Genomic DNA, 13,456 nt, shown 5'->3' with positions numbered 1-13,456 from the left:
GCGTTGCAGGTGGGCGTGGGCTAGTTCGGATCGATGCCCGTCTTCTTGTCGCCGCTGGCGGCTTCGTCGGCTAGGCCGTCGGCGCTGGTCGAGTCGCGCGTTACGCCCTTGGCGGCGCTTGCGGTGGTACCGCTGCCGCTGGTGGAACCGGCACTGGCGGCAGCTTCGGTGTTGGGGTTTTCGGCATCGGAGCTGGCCTGGTCAGAGCCGCTGTTGCAGGCACTCATAAGCCCGCAGAGCAGCACAGCCGGCAGCAAAAAAGTACGTTTCATGGCGTTGGCCCGAAGGCAAAAAGGTGGTGTGGTTTCCTTCTGGCTTACGCCGTAGCGGGCTTGTTGTTTAGGCCGAGCTGCCGAGCCTGCACCTAGGGCTGGTGCCCTACTGCTCGTTGCGCTGCAGCCACGTATCGATTTCGGCCATCGAGGCGGTTTGCTCCGAAGCCAGGCGCTGGGCCAGCTTTTTCACCTCGGCGTCGCGGCCGTGGGCAATAACGGCGTTGGTAAGCGCAATACCGCTTTGCGTATGAATGCGCAGCATGCGAGCAAAATCCACGTCGATTTTTTCCGACGAAACCAGCGGCTGCTTCATAATGCGCATCACGCCAATCAGGCGGGCCTTATAAGCGTCGGTGGCATCTTGGGGGTTGTAGGTGGGTTTGGCGTCGGCCAGGCGCTTGGCCATCAGGCCCAACCGCTCGGCCTGCGCGGGGCGCTCGGCAACAATGCGCTCGGCCAGGCTGCGCAGCTCGGGGCTTTTGCCGTCGCGCAGATGCAGGCGGGCTAGGTCGACGGCGCCCACGGCGTGCTCGGCCATCATGGCGGCAAAATCGTGGTCGGCGTTGCCGGTGGCCCGCACCGCCGAGAGGCGCTGCGCGTCGCGGTTGAGCGCCACGGTAAGGCTAGCCGAAGCTTCTACCACGGCCGGATTGAGGGTGCTTTTGCCCGAAGTGGGGGCCGAACCCGACGCTGCCGTAAACGAAGCTGTTGCAGGCGCCGCCGTATCGGCTGCAATAGCCACGCCGGCCGACACACTATCCCGGTCGATAACCCGTTCGGGCGTGGAGCGAACCTGATCGGTACGGGTGCAGGCAGCCGCAATGGCCAACGAGGCAAGCAACAGGTAGTGGCTGGTTTTCATGCGCATGGTACGAAGGATGATGTAAGCAAGGTATGCGTGTGCGGCTGGTCGGCAACTAATCCGTTGATAGTAAGCGTCATCAGCCAAAACTTAAGGCCCCGAACGCATGCCGCGCGCTGTCGGTTCAATCGGCCGGCACTAAGCTGTGGTTGCCCAGCGCTCAGCCGTCCCCGGTCACCTAGGGCACGGTTCCGTGCAGCTTACTCTTCGGCCATGCCGCAAGCTTCAGGCCATAGTTTACGATGCCATTATTAAAAAACTCATTTACAAATTTTTACACAATCACTAAGTACACGTAGTTAGCACACCTAGCTTGTGCCTGTTGCGCACCTAAACTTGGCCAACCCGCCCTAGGTGTGCAACTGCCCGTCGGTGGCCTGTGCCCGAGCCCAAGGCCTTTGCCCCGCTTGGCGGGCGCCCGCGGCCCGAGTTGTTGCCAATTCTTCTATTTTGTACCCGATTTTGCTTTCTGCCTTCTTTACCGATTGCAGTTTTTGTCCCGGCTTGCCAATAAGTAATTGTGTTACAGCCGTCGGCAAAAGTTAGCCTGCTTTCGCCCTCTAGTACTGCTACCCCACCTGTTTGTGCGCACTATTGCATTTTGTGTTTTCGGTACTCTGCTGATTCAATTTTTTTGTGCGTTGCCGGCACAGGCCTCCCGAACCTACTGGACGGCCAATTACGACTCGTTGCACAACACGCTGCCGCAGCTGAAAACCGACAGTGCGCGCATCCGCGCCATGGTGCATTTGCTTGATTTGCTGGAGATAACCGAGGCTACAGGGCGCGAAAAACTGCTGCCATTGGTTGATGAGCTGTTGACGCTCAACGCCCGCACCCAACTCATCGACGAAACGCCCTACCGGCTGCTGCGCCGCGGGGTGGGGCTTTGGCAAAAAGGCGGCCACGACCAGCAGGCCCTAGAGGTACTCAAGCAAGCCGTTGCCGAGTTCGATCGGCTCGAACACCCCGTTCCGCGCCTACTCATCGATTTGGCACCGCTTTACAACCGCCTGCACCAATCGCAGGAGCGCTTTGCGTACTTCCGCGACAAGCTGGCTTACTACCGCTTGCACAACTCCCTCGAGAATACGGCCGCTTGCTACCTGGTAATCAGTGGCTACTACCGGCACATGGGTGCCTACAACCAAGCCATCAGCTACGCGTTGCGCGCCGCCGACCTGTTCAAGCAGTTCGACCCGAAGTATTATGTAAACGAGCTGATGGTAGCCGGCTCGCTCTACGCCGACTGGGGCAACCCCCAGAAAGCCCTTCAATACCTAGGCCAGGCTATGGCTCTCGAAGACCAGTATGGCGTGGAAGGCCTGCAGCGCTTTTACACCGTGCAGTCGCTCTCGAAGGTGTATTTGCAAGAAGGTGAATACGACAACGCGCTGCGCTACGCCAACCTGAACCTGGAGGAAGTTGGCCGCAAGCAAGTACCTTCCAACAAGGCTGCTTGCCTTGCCTACGGGCTGGTGCAAAAAAGCGCCGTGCTCATTGCCATGGGCCAGGCGCGCGAGGTGTTACCCATGCTCCAGCAGGCTCAGCACCTGGCCGATTCGTTGCAGCTGCGCATTTCGGGGCGGCCCGGCGAATTTTTGCTCGATGCCACCTGGGCCAAGTACTACGAGGCCATGGGCCAAGCCGGCCCGGCCGAGCAGCACTGGCGCTTGGCCTACAACAAAGCCACGGCCGGCCGCCTCAAGATATTGCGCTACCGCGTCCTGCGCGACATCATCGGGTTTTATGTGGAGCACCAGCAGCCCGCCAAGGTGCGCGAGTACACCCACATGTACCTGGCCCTTACCGACTCGATGCACCAAGAGCAAAGCGCCTTTTTGGTAGCGCAGTACGAAGGCGAGCGGGTGGAACAAGCCCAGAACGCCCGCATTGCCGCGCTGCAGCAAGCACGGGCCCTGCAGGAGCTCAACCTGCGTCAGCGCAACCGCCTGCTGATCATTGCGTTGTTCACGGTGGTGGTGGTGGTGTCGGGGCTGGGCGTGTTTTTGTACCGCCAGCTGCAAATCAACAAGCGCACCCTGGCGCAGCTCCAGCAAACCCAAAACCAGCTGGTGGCCGCCGAAAAGTGGGCGTTTGTGGGCGAGGTGTCGGCGGGCATTGCGCACGAGCTGCAAAACCCGCTCAACTTCATGAAGCGCTTTGCCGAGGTAAGCACCCACATGATCGACGGCATGCCGCAGCCGGCCCCGGCCCAAAACGGGCAGCAGTTGCAGCAGGAAATTTTGGCGGGCCTGAAGAAAAACCTGCAGGAAATCAGCCAACACGGCTTGCGCGCCTCCTCGATTATCAAGGACATGCTGGAGCACTCCCGCTCGGGCACCGGCCAGCGCGAAGCCACCGACCTGAACGCTTTGGCCGCCGAGTACCTGCGCTTGGCTTACGAGGGCGTGCAAACGCAAGACCCCGATTTTCGGGCTACGCTCACCACTGATTTCGATGCCAGCCTGGGCGAGGTGCATGCCGTGCCCCAAGACCTAGGGCGCGTGCTGCTGAATTTGCTCACGAACGCCTTTTTTGCCGTGCGCAAGCGCCAGCACGCGAGCCTCAACGGCTACCAGCCCGAAGTACGCATCAGCACGCGGCGCACCCCAACCGGCGTGGAGGTGCGCGTGCGCGACAACGGCACGGGTATGCCCGAGGCCGTGCGGCAACGCGTGTTCGAGCCCTTCTTCACTACCAAAGCCGTGGGCGAAGGCACCGGCCTCGGCCTCTCGCTCAGCCACGACATCGTAACCAAAGGCCACGGCGGCGGCCTCAGCGTGGCAAGCAAAGAAGGACAATTCACCGAGTTTGTAATTATGCTACCCGCCTAGGTGCCGGCTGTTGCATAACCTTTGCCTACCTAGGCCCTAGCGAAAAAACGCCCTGCTCCAAAGTGGAGCAGGGCGTTTTGGTTACGAGCCAACAAGCTAACTACTGCACCAGCAGCTGCTTGGAGGTGAGCTTGCTGCCGGCTTTCACCTTGAACACGTACGAACCGCGCGTGAGGCTGCTGGCATCAAACTTAACCTGGTGGCTGCCCGGCTGCTGGGCTTCCGACACCAGCGTTCTCACTTTGCGCCCCAGCACGTTGTACACCTCCACCGTTACGTAGCCAGCCTCGGCCACGGTGTAGCTGATGGTGGTGCTGCCCGAGAAGGGGTTGGGGTAAGCCGCTGCGGCCTCGCTTGGCTGGGTGGCCGCTGGCTGAGCGCCGCTGCGAGCGGCTGCGGCTGGCTGCGTCAGGGCATCCCACTGCGTGAAGGTGCGCGTTACGATTACGGCAAACTCGCCGCGGGTAACCGCCTGCGCTGGCTTAAAAGCGGCGTGCAAGGTGGGCGTCAGGTCGAAAGGACCCTGTGTTACGCTGTAGTAGGCATTGATCAGGTTCAGCTCGAGTGCCACGCTTACGTAGCCTTCGAGGCCGGCTGGAATTTGGGCGGCATCATCTACCGGAATGTATTTGCCATCAACCGCTATGGTCAGGGGTTTGCCGTTGCGGGCCAGGGCGGCTTCTTCCAGCCCTAGGCTCTGCACCAACGAGTAGGCCAGGCTGGTGCGGTTTACTGCCGAGGCGGGGGCAAAAATACCAGTAGCCGTGGGCAGCATTACGCCCCTGAATTTGTGGTCACGGTCGCGCAGGGCGGCGCCGCGGCCCGTTACCGATTCGGCCAGCAGCAGGTCGGTGCCTTGCACATCCGTGAAGCTGCTGGTGCCGGTGGTGGGCAGGTATTGGCGCACGGCCTGGCCCATCAGCAGGTAATCGGCCAGCTGGCGGCGCGTGAGCAGCTCGTTGGGCTTGTAGCCCCCGCTCAGGCCATCAGCCAGGCGCGCGGCCACGGCCGTTTTGATGGCTGCCTCGGCCGGGTGGCCGGCAATATCACCTAGGCCGGTGGTGCCGCTGGTGGTGAGCATACGGATGGTACCCGAAATGTTCTCGGGCAGCGCCACGCCGCGCAGGCCCTCGAGCAGCACCGTCCAGGTGCCGGGCTTGGGCGCCGCTACGGCCACGCCCCTATCTTGGTACAAAGCAAACGCCGCGCTGATGCCCGAGGTGTAGCGCGTGCCGTTGGGGTCGATAAGCACCAGGTTGATGGGGTTGCCGGTAAGGCCCGATACCCCGCCCGCAGTAACTTTTGCCTCGAGGCTGGTTACCCCCGAGCCCACCTGAAAGGTTTGCTGGTTGGCCGCCGCAATCAGCGGGTTGTAGTTGATGCTGAACGGCGTAGCGCTCAGCTGCGCGTTCACGCTGCTGTTGAAAGTGCGCGTCAGGTTCAGGGGTGCGCCAAACACCGAGCCGCGGAAAACATGGTCGACGGCGGCATAGGCGTTTACGTAGCCGGCTCCAACTTCCCACGGTTCGCGGTTGGGCATGTTGGTAGCCGTCTTCTCCAGTATCTGCTTTACCTGCATCGGCGACAACGACGGCTTGGCTTCCAGCATCAGGGCCACCACGCCGGCCACGTGCGGCGTAGCCATGGAGGTGCCGCTCATGTGCGTGTAAAACGGCACGTGCGCCGGCTCTAGCTGCTCAATGTCCATCTGAGCACCTAGGCTTGCAACCGGTCCGATAACCCGCGTCGATACAATGTCAACGCCCGGGGCAACCAGCGTAGGGCGGTTTTGGTACGTCCAGGTTTGGCCATCGACGGCAAACGTGCCGCCTTCGTTTTTCACCCCGCGCGACGAGAAATCGGCCAGCTTGCCGTATTTGTCGCCGGCGCCCACCGAAATTACCCACGGTGCAATGGCGTAGGGGTTGTGCGTATCGGAGCCGGGGCCCTCGTTGCCGGCCGCAAACAGGGCCACCATGCCGCGGTCGTAGGCCTTCTTCGAAATAAGGTTGATGGGGTGCTCCGGATCGAACTTACCCGAGGAACCCCACGAGTTGCTGATTACCCGGATGTTGTACTGCGCCTGGTGCGTAATAGCGTAGTCGAAGCCGCCAATGCCGTCGAGCACCAGCAGCGCGGCGCCCGAGCCGTAGCCAATCAGCGACGCGCCGGGCGCTACGCCCTCGTACTTGCCGCCCGATTTGGCGCCGTTGCCGCCCACCGTACCGGCGCAGTGCGTGCCGTGGCCCGAGTTGTTGTCGGTGTTGGGCACGTTCTCGAGGTACGTAACGGGCAGCATGGCATCAACCGCGTTCAGGTTGATGGAGCCCAGCACGTTTTGCACCAAGTGCGTACCCGATTTGATGTCGTCGTGGGTGCCGTCGACCCCGCTGTCGTTGATTACCACCCCAATGCCTTTGCCCGAAACCGGCATGCCGTTGTTGCGGGCAATCAGGTTGGCATCGGTGCGCAGGCGCTTCACGCCCGTGAGGTTGGTTGCGTCGTAATTGTAGTACTTAAGGCGTTTGTTTAGGTAGATGGATCGGATTTCGGGGCGCTCGGCCAAGGCTTGCACCTGAGCTGCAGTGGCTAGGCTGCCCACGATGGGCAACGACCGGAAAGTGACGCCCTTGGTAAGCCCCAATTGTCGCAACAGGCTGAGTTGCGTGGTTTGGGGTGCGCCTTCGCCTTTGAAGGTGATGATTACCTGAGCAACCGGGTTCGACTGCAACGCCGCCCGGATTTCAGGGTCGACCAAGGCTTGGGCGAAGGAGCTGCCGCTCGCCAGCAAAGCCACGAGCAGCGCGGATAAAGATTTGGTCATTAAGGTGTTGGTTGGGGTGAAAGATCAACCGAATCGGCAGTTCATCCCAAGGCAACGCATCCACACAAAGTCCTACTAGCGGCAAGTCGCAGAACTTTACCCAACCACACGGCCCAACACAGGCGTGCTATTTACCCCGGCTAAACAAATTGCTGTTCGGTTTGTTGAGGCCTTTACGAATCCGGGAATGTGATTGGTTTTAGATTTCAAAAAATAAAATATTTACAGTTTTTGATTGCATTAGTCTCAATAAAACCCCTTAAGTTGGCTGTCTTGCCCGGCTGGCTCGTCGGCAACAGCTTTGGGTAGTTTTGGCACCTCCTAGCACCTTCGCCGCCCGGCAGCTACATAGGAATTATTAGATATATCTTATTTCCGCCTTTCCCGACGCGGCTGGGTTGGAGCACAAGCGCGTACCTTTGCGGTGCTGCTGGCACACTGCTCCAGCACGTAGCCCTAGGTCCGCCCTACGCTGCCGACTGATGAACGACCCCGAAATTCGAGCAATGCTTTACCCGCTGCTGCAAGGCGGCGTGTACGTGGATGAGCTGCCCACCAGCACCACCCGCGCCGATGTGGTGCACATCACGGAGCACTACATGCACGGTTTCGAGGTAAAAGGCGACAACGACACCCTGCAGCGCGTGCCCAAACAGCTGCCCTGCTACGCCAACGCCTACGATTTGGTAACCTTCGTTGTCACCGAAAAGCACCTCGAAAAGCTGTTGCCGTTAGTGCCCGAGTGGGTAGGCGTGCTGGTAGCTACGCCCGAGGGCTTGCGGCCGCACCGCGCCGCGGGCTACAATGCCACCGTGCAGCGCGGCGCGGTGGCGGGCTTGCTGCGCCTTACCGAGGTTAAGGAGTTTCTAACCGACCTAGGGCTGTACCACGTGGGCCTGCTGCGCCGCCGCGACATCACCAAGCTGCTGAACACGGCCCACTCCATTCCGCTGTCGCAGCTGGCGCAGTTTGTGCGCACCCGCCTGATGCAGCGCATGCCCCAGCGCCTCGAGGCCCGCGCTGTGCGCAAAGCCGAACGCCTGAGCCGGCCCGTACGGCGGCGCAAAAAGCCCAAAACCAAACGCGCTACTGCTACCAAAGTCCGCGTGCGCCGCGCGGCGTGAGCTAGGTCTAGGTATACCGGTTTGTGATTCGTGCGGCCAACTCCCGACCTTGGCCCTATGATTCGCCCTTTGTTGCTTTTGCTGCTCGCCCTCGGCAGCGGCCCAGCCGTGGTTGCTCAGTCGGTGCCCGACTACGCCCACTACCCTACCTACAACGGCGCCGACCTAGGCCTCACCTTCAGCAAAGGCCAGGGCACCCTGCAGGTGTGGGCGCCCACGGCCCAAAGCCTGCAGCTGCGCCTCTACAATGCGGGCACCGGCGGCAAAGCACGGACTACTTATGCCATGCGCAAAGCCGAGGGCGGCACCTGGACCTATACCCTGCCGGCCAACACCACCGGTTTTTACACCGTGCAAGCCACCATTGCCGGAAAAACCATGGCCGAAGTGGCCGACCCGTATGTACACGCAGTAGGCCTAAATGGACAACGCGGTGCCTGGCTCGACCCTGCCAATGCCAGCCCCGCCAACTGGAGCCGCGACCAGCGCCCGGCCCTAGGTAAAGCCACCGACATTGTAATTGGCGAGGTGCACGTGCGCGACCTGAGCACGCATCCGCAATCGGGAGTGCGGCGCAAAGGGCAGTACCTGGGCTTTGCCGAGACCGGCACCCACGGCCCCAACGGCGTACGCACCGCCCTCGACCACCTCACCGAGCTCGGGATTACGCACGTGCACCTGCTGCCCACCAACGACTTTGCCTCCATCGACGAAAGCTTGCCCACGGAAAAGCGCCCCTTCAACTGGGGCTACGACCCGCTGCACTACACGGTGCCAGAGGGCTCTTATGCTTCGGCGGCAGCCGCGCCCGCGGCGCGCATCCTCGAAATTAAGCAAATGGTGCAAGCGCTGCACCAACAGGGCCTACGCGTGGTGCTCGATGTGGTGTACAACCACACGGCCGATGCAGGCCGTCACCCCTTCGAGCAACTGGTGCCCGGCTACTACTACCGCCAAACCGCCAACGGCAAATTTGCTGACGCCAGCGCCTGTGGCAACGAGGTAGCCTCGGAGCGCCCCATGGTGCGCAAGCTGATTGTGGAGTCGGTGGCGTATTGGGCGCAGCAGTACCACGTCGATGGTTTCCGGTTCGACCTCATGGGCATTCTCGACCTCGAAACCATGCGGGCCGTACGCGCCGCCTTGGATACGCAAGACCGCAGCATTTACGTGTACGGCGAAGGCTGGGCCGCTGGCCCCAGCCCCTTGCCCGAAAGCCAACGTGCCGTGAAAGCCAACGTGCTGCAGCTTGAGCGCGTGGCTGCCTTCGGCGATGAGCTGCGCGACGGCGTGAAGGGCCACTACGCACGGCAAGCCGAGCGCGGCTTTGCCAGCGGCCAACCCAGCCTCGAGGAAAGCGTGAAGTTTGGCATTGTAGCCGCCACGCGCCACCCGCAGCTAAACTACGCCCTGGTAAACTACTCCCAGGCGCCCTGGGCCGCTGCACCCGAGCAAAGCATCAACTACGTGGCCTGCCACGACGACCGCGTGCTATGGGACAAGCTGCAGGTAGCCAACCCCGGCACTACCGAGGCCGAGCGCATCAACATGGCCTTGCTGAGCCATGCCATTGTATTCACCTCGCAAGGGGTGCCGTTTCTGCCCATCGGCGATGAGTTTTTGCGCACCAAAGGCGGCTCGCACAACTCCTACAACCAACCCGATAGCGTAAACCAAATCGACTGGAGCCGCAAAGCCCGGTATGCTTCCGTCTACGAGTTTCATCGGCGGTTGCTGGCCATGCGCCGCAACCACCCGGCCTTCCGATTGCCCACGCAGGCCCTCATTCAGCAGCACCTGGAGTTTTTGCCGAACATGCCCGCCGGTACCATCGGCTACCGCCTGCGCGACAACGCGGGCGGCGACAAATGGAAGAACATTGTGGTGCTCTTCAACGGCAACCGCACGGCCGCTGCGATGAGCATTCCGGCAGGGGCTTACACGGTGATGCTGCGCGGCAGCGAGCTAAACGCCGAGCAAGGCCTCGGGCAACTACAAGTGCAGCAAGCGCCGGTGCAGTTGCCCACTACCTCGGCCCTTATTCTGGTGCAGTAACTGTTTCCGCGAGCGTTGGTGCGCCCTAGGTGGCTTACAGCTCCAGCACCAGTTGGCGCCCCACCAGCTCGTCGGTGTTGTCGAGGTTGGAAAGCGAAACACCTAGGAGGCGTACCCCTTTGGGCATGGGCAACAGGGCTGCGAGCAGTTCGAGCGTAATGCGCTCCAGCAACGCCTGCGAGCTGATGAGCGCGAAGCTGGTGCGGCTGCGCGTGATGAGCTGGAAATCGGCGTACTTAACCTTGAGCGTAACCGTGCGGCCCAGCACCTCGGTGCGCTGGCAGTACTCCCATACTTCGTCGATGGAAGGTTGCAAACTGGCCACCAACTCCTCGTACTCCGTTAGGTCTTGCTCGAAGGTGTTTTCGGAGCCTACGGATTTGCGCACGCGGTCGGCTACCACGGGGCGGTGGTCGATGGCGCGGGCAATGGCGTAGTAGTACGAGCCGGCCTTGCCGAAATGCTGCCGCAACCACTGCTCCGACTGCTGCCGCAAATCGGCCCCGGTAAAAATGCCTAGCTGGTTGAGGCGTGCGGCCGTAACGGGCCCAATGCCGTGGAAGTCGCCCACCTTCAGCGGCTCCACAAACCCCAGCCCCTCGTGTGGTTTAATGACGAACAAGCCGTTGGGCTTTTGGTAGTCGGAGGCCAGCTTTGCTAAAAACTTGTTGTACGACACGCCCGCCGAGGCCGTGAGCTGCGTTTGCTCGAAAATCTTGGCCCGAATTTGCTCGGCGATGCGCGTGGCCGAGGCCATTTGCTTGAGGTTGTGCGTTACGTCGAGGTAGGCTTCGTCGAGCGACACGGGCTCGATCAGGGGGGTGTACTCGGCAAAAATGGCCCGCACTTGCCGCGACACTTCCTTGTACACCTCGAAGCGCGGTTTTACGAAGACTAGGTGCGGGCATTTGCGCTGCGCTACCACCGAGGGCATGGCCGAGCGGACGCCAAACTGCCGCGCCTCGTAGCTGGCCGCCGCCACCACGCCGCGCTGGCGCGAGCCGCCTACGGCCACGGGCTGGCCGCGCAGCACGGGGTTGTCGCGCTGCTCCACCGAGGCATAGAACGCGTCCATGTCTAGGTGAATAATCTTCCGCTGTGCTTCGGCCGCTTCCACGTGCTGTTGTCGAGGTTACGAAGTTACAGAATCAGCCCGCGCGCCGCTACATCGGCAAAGCATCCAAAAACACCTATATTATTCCCAATTTGCTTGCCCTCGCCCGAGGCCCTTATCGATAAACTTATCCATGGACCCCACCATATTACCCTCGCTGCAAGAGCGGCAAATCGTAACGCCCGAGCATGCCGAGGCTTTGGCCCAGCACGAGCGCACCAAGCCCTTTTCGCTGTACTTCGAGCTGCGCGCTTTGCTTTCGTTGGGTGTTACGCTGCTTAGCACGGGCCTAGGCATCTACATCTACCAAAACCTCGACAGCATCAGCCACGCCGTAATCGTAGGAGCCATTGCGGCGGTATCGGCCGCGGGGTTTGGCTATGCCTACTGGCGCCGGCAGCCGTTTACCTGGGCCGAAGCACCTAGGATTTCGGTGTTTGCCGACTACGCCCTGCTGCTCGGCTGCCTTACTTTCCTTACGCTCGAAGGCTACCTGCAGGCGCAGTACACGGTGTTTGGCTCGCGCTACGGGCTGATACCGCTGCTCCCCGCGCTGCTGTTTTTCTACTGCGCCTACCGCTTCGATCATCGGGGCGTACTGGCCATGGGCATCACGGCGCTGGCGGCCTGGGTAGGCATTGCCGCCGCCCCGGCCGACATGTTCAAGCAAAACGACTTTTCGGCGCCTTACCTCGATGTCATTGCCGTGCTGCTGGGCATGGCCCTGATGGCGGCCGGCCTGGCCTCGGAGCGCTACCACCGCAAGCCGCACTTTGCCTACACCTACGTGCTGATGGGCAGCAACCTGGCCTTGCTGGCTGCCCTTACTTCGCTGTTCCGCAGCGACGATACGGCCCATTTACCCGCTGCGCTTGGGGTGGTTTTGCTGTTGGCTTTTAGTGCCGGATTGTGGCAGTACGGCCGGCGCAGCCACTCGTACCTGTTTGTGCTGCTAGCGGCGCTGTACGGCTACGTGGCCGTTACCTACACCTTTATTCAGCTGATTGCCGCGCTCGACAGCACCATACTATCTATCGCGGCCGTTTACTGCGCTATGGTTTACTTCCCGGCTTCGGCGGCGGGGGTAATCTGGCTGCTGAAAAACCTCAAGAAAATCGTACGCGGCCATGAATCCGAAGGCTTATAACCCCGAGTGGATTTTCAACCAGGAGGTGCGCCGCCGTGCCCGCCGCTGGCTGAAAACGAACCTGCTAACCGAGGCGCAGGCCACGTCCATCGTGCAGGCCTATCCGCTCGATTTCTACCAGCCCAACTTCTTCATCAAGGTTGGCTTGTTTCTGTTCACGTGGTTCGGCTGCTTCATGGCCGGGGGCTTGTTTCTGCTGATGTTCGGCAGCGGCCTGGCCGATACCCGGGTAGTAACGTTCGAAAGCGTGCTGCTCGTCGATTCGTTGCTCATGGGCGCGGTAACAATTGTGGCGCTCGATGCTTTTATCCGCAACTCCCGCCTCTACCACTCCGGCTCCGACAATGCCCTGCTCTACTTTGCCCTGGGTTCATTTCTCACGGCCCTAGGTTTGTTCTACGGCCACATCCTCGGCCTGCCCATCTTCGACGATGTGCTCATCGGGCGGGGTTTGTTTTGGCTGCTGCTCGTGCCGGTAGTGGCGCTGCTGTTTGCCGCCGTGGTGCGCTACGCCGATGCCCTGGTGGCTGCCGTTTGCTACGGCACCGCGCTGCTGGTGGTGGCCACCTTCGCGCTGCAATTTGCCCTGGGTAAAGTGGTGCTGCCCTTCGTGCTGATGCTGGTTTCGGGCGCTGCGTATGTGGTGCTGCAGCAACTGAAGCTGCGCCCCGATTACTTGTATTATCGCACCTGCATTCGGCTTACTTCGGCCCTGGCGCTTGTTACGGGCTACCTGGGCGGCAACTACCTGGTGGTTCGCGAGGCCAACGCGGCGCTCAACAACTTGCCCGCTTCCGTGCAAGTTGCGTTTGCTCCGCTGTTCTACTTTTTCACGGCGGCTATTCCGGTGGCTTACGTGGTGCTGGGGCTGCGCAAGCACAACCGCATTTTGCTGCATGTGGGCTTGCTCACGTTTGCGTTTTCGCTCTACACCGTGCGCCACTACCGCTCGGTGCTGCCCCTTGAGGCTGCCCTTACCCTAGGTGGCGCCGCGCTGGTGGTGCTTGCGGCCGTTTGCCTGCGCTACCTGCGCCAGCCCAAGCACGGCCTCACGGCGGCTCCCATTCAGGAAAACGACCCGCTAAACCTGGAGGCGCTGGTAACGGTGCAGCTGAACAAACCGGCCGCGCCCGCCGAGCCGGCTTTTGCCTTCGGCGGGGGCCACGCTGGCGGCGGCGGCGCTACGGGCAATTATTAAGCGCGCCATCTTAGCCGCGC

At 61.4% G+C, this 13,456-nt stretch carries 9 protein-coding genes; 5 read left to right on the top strand and 4 right to left on the bottom strand.

Annotated elements, in window-relative coordinates; translation table 11 throughout:
• Positions 1 to 20: 20 nt before the first annotated feature.
• Positions 21 to 272, bottom strand: coding sequence for a hypothetical protein (locus D3Y59_RS02460; protein WP_119443603.1), 252 nt, complete (start codon positions 270 to 272; stop codon positions 21 to 23).
• 106 nt (positions 273 to 378) lie between these two features.
• Positions 379 to 1,137 carry a DUF305 domain-containing protein gene (locus D3Y59_RS02455; RefSeq protein ID WP_162910490.1) on the bottom strand — a complete coding sequence of 253 codons (759 nt, stop codon included), beginning with the start codon at positions 1,135 to 1,137 and terminating at the stop codon, positions 379 to 381.
• 641 nt (positions 1,138 to 1,778) lie between these two features.
• Between D3Y59_RS02455 and D3Y59_RS02450 the strand changes: the two genes are divergently transcribed.
• Positions 1,779 to 3,974, top strand: coding sequence for an ATP-binding protein (locus D3Y59_RS02450; protein WP_119443601.1), 2,196 nt, complete (start codon positions 1,779 to 1,781; stop codon positions 3,972 to 3,974).
• A gap of 100 nt (positions 3,975 to 4,074) precedes the next feature.
• Here D3Y59_RS02450 and D3Y59_RS02445 read toward each other — a convergent pair whose 3' ends face one another.
• Positions 4,075 to 6,798 carry a S8/S53 family peptidase gene (locus D3Y59_RS02445; protein ID WP_205590865.1) on the bottom strand — a complete coding sequence of 908 codons (2,724 nt, stop codon included), beginning with the start codon at positions 6,796 to 6,798 and terminating at the stop codon, positions 4,075 to 4,077.
• A gap of 482 nt (positions 6,799 to 7,280) precedes the next feature.
• Here D3Y59_RS02445 and D3Y59_RS02440 point away from each other — a divergent pair, with 482 nt between their 5' ends.
• Both D3Y59_RS02440 and pulA read left to right on the top strand, forming a co-directional pair.
• Positions 7,281 to 7,922 (top strand): sce7726 family protein, encoded by a 642-nt coding sequence (locus D3Y59_RS02440; RefSeq protein WP_119443600.1) that lies wholly within the window; start codon positions 7,281 to 7,283, stop codon positions 7,920 to 7,922.
• Between the two features lie 57 nt (positions 7,923 to 7,979).
• Positions 7,980 to 9,977 (top strand): type I pullulanase, encoded by a 1,998-nt coding sequence (gene pulA, locus D3Y59_RS02435; RefSeq protein WP_119443599.1) that lies wholly within the window; start codon positions 7,980 to 7,982, stop codon positions 9,975 to 9,977.
• 34 nt (positions 9,978 to 10,011) lie between these two features.
• On the opposite strand, the gene dinB is transcribed toward pulA, so the two are convergent.
• Positions 10,012 to 11,094: a DNA polymerase IV gene (dinB, locus tag D3Y59_RS02430; protein ID WP_262696958.1), complete on the bottom strand. Its 1,083-nt coding sequence runs from the start codon at positions 11,092 to 11,094 to the stop codon at positions 10,012 to 10,014.
• 130 nt (positions 11,095 to 11,224) lie between these two features.
• Between dinB and D3Y59_RS02425 the strand changes: the two genes are divergently transcribed.
• Together D3Y59_RS02425 and D3Y59_RS02420 are read left to right on the top strand one after the other, a co-directional pair.
• Positions 11,225 to 12,238 carry a DUF2157 domain-containing protein gene (locus tag D3Y59_RS02425; protein ID WP_119443598.1) on the top strand — a complete coding sequence of 338 codons (1,014 nt, stop codon included), beginning with the start codon at positions 11,225 to 11,227 and terminating at the stop codon, positions 12,236 to 12,238.
• Positions 12,219 to 13,436, top strand: a complete 1,218-nt coding sequence (locus D3Y59_RS02420) for a hypothetical protein (RefSeq protein WP_119443597.1) — start codon at positions 12,219 to 12,221, stop codon at positions 13,434 to 13,436. The genes D3Y59_RS02425 and D3Y59_RS02420 overlap by 20 nt, the downstream gene beginning before the upstream one ends.
• Positions 13,437 to 13,456 lie beyond the last annotated feature (20 nt).

Origin of the sequence: Hymenobacter oligotrophus, assembly GCF_003574965.1 — a bacterium.
GTDB lineage: Bacteria > Bacteroidota > Bacteroidia > Cytophagales > Hymenobacteraceae > Solirubrum > Solirubrum oligotrophum.
The sequence above is the reverse complement of the archived record's forward strand: the minus strand, read 5'-3'. Positions and strand labels throughout refer to the sequence as shown.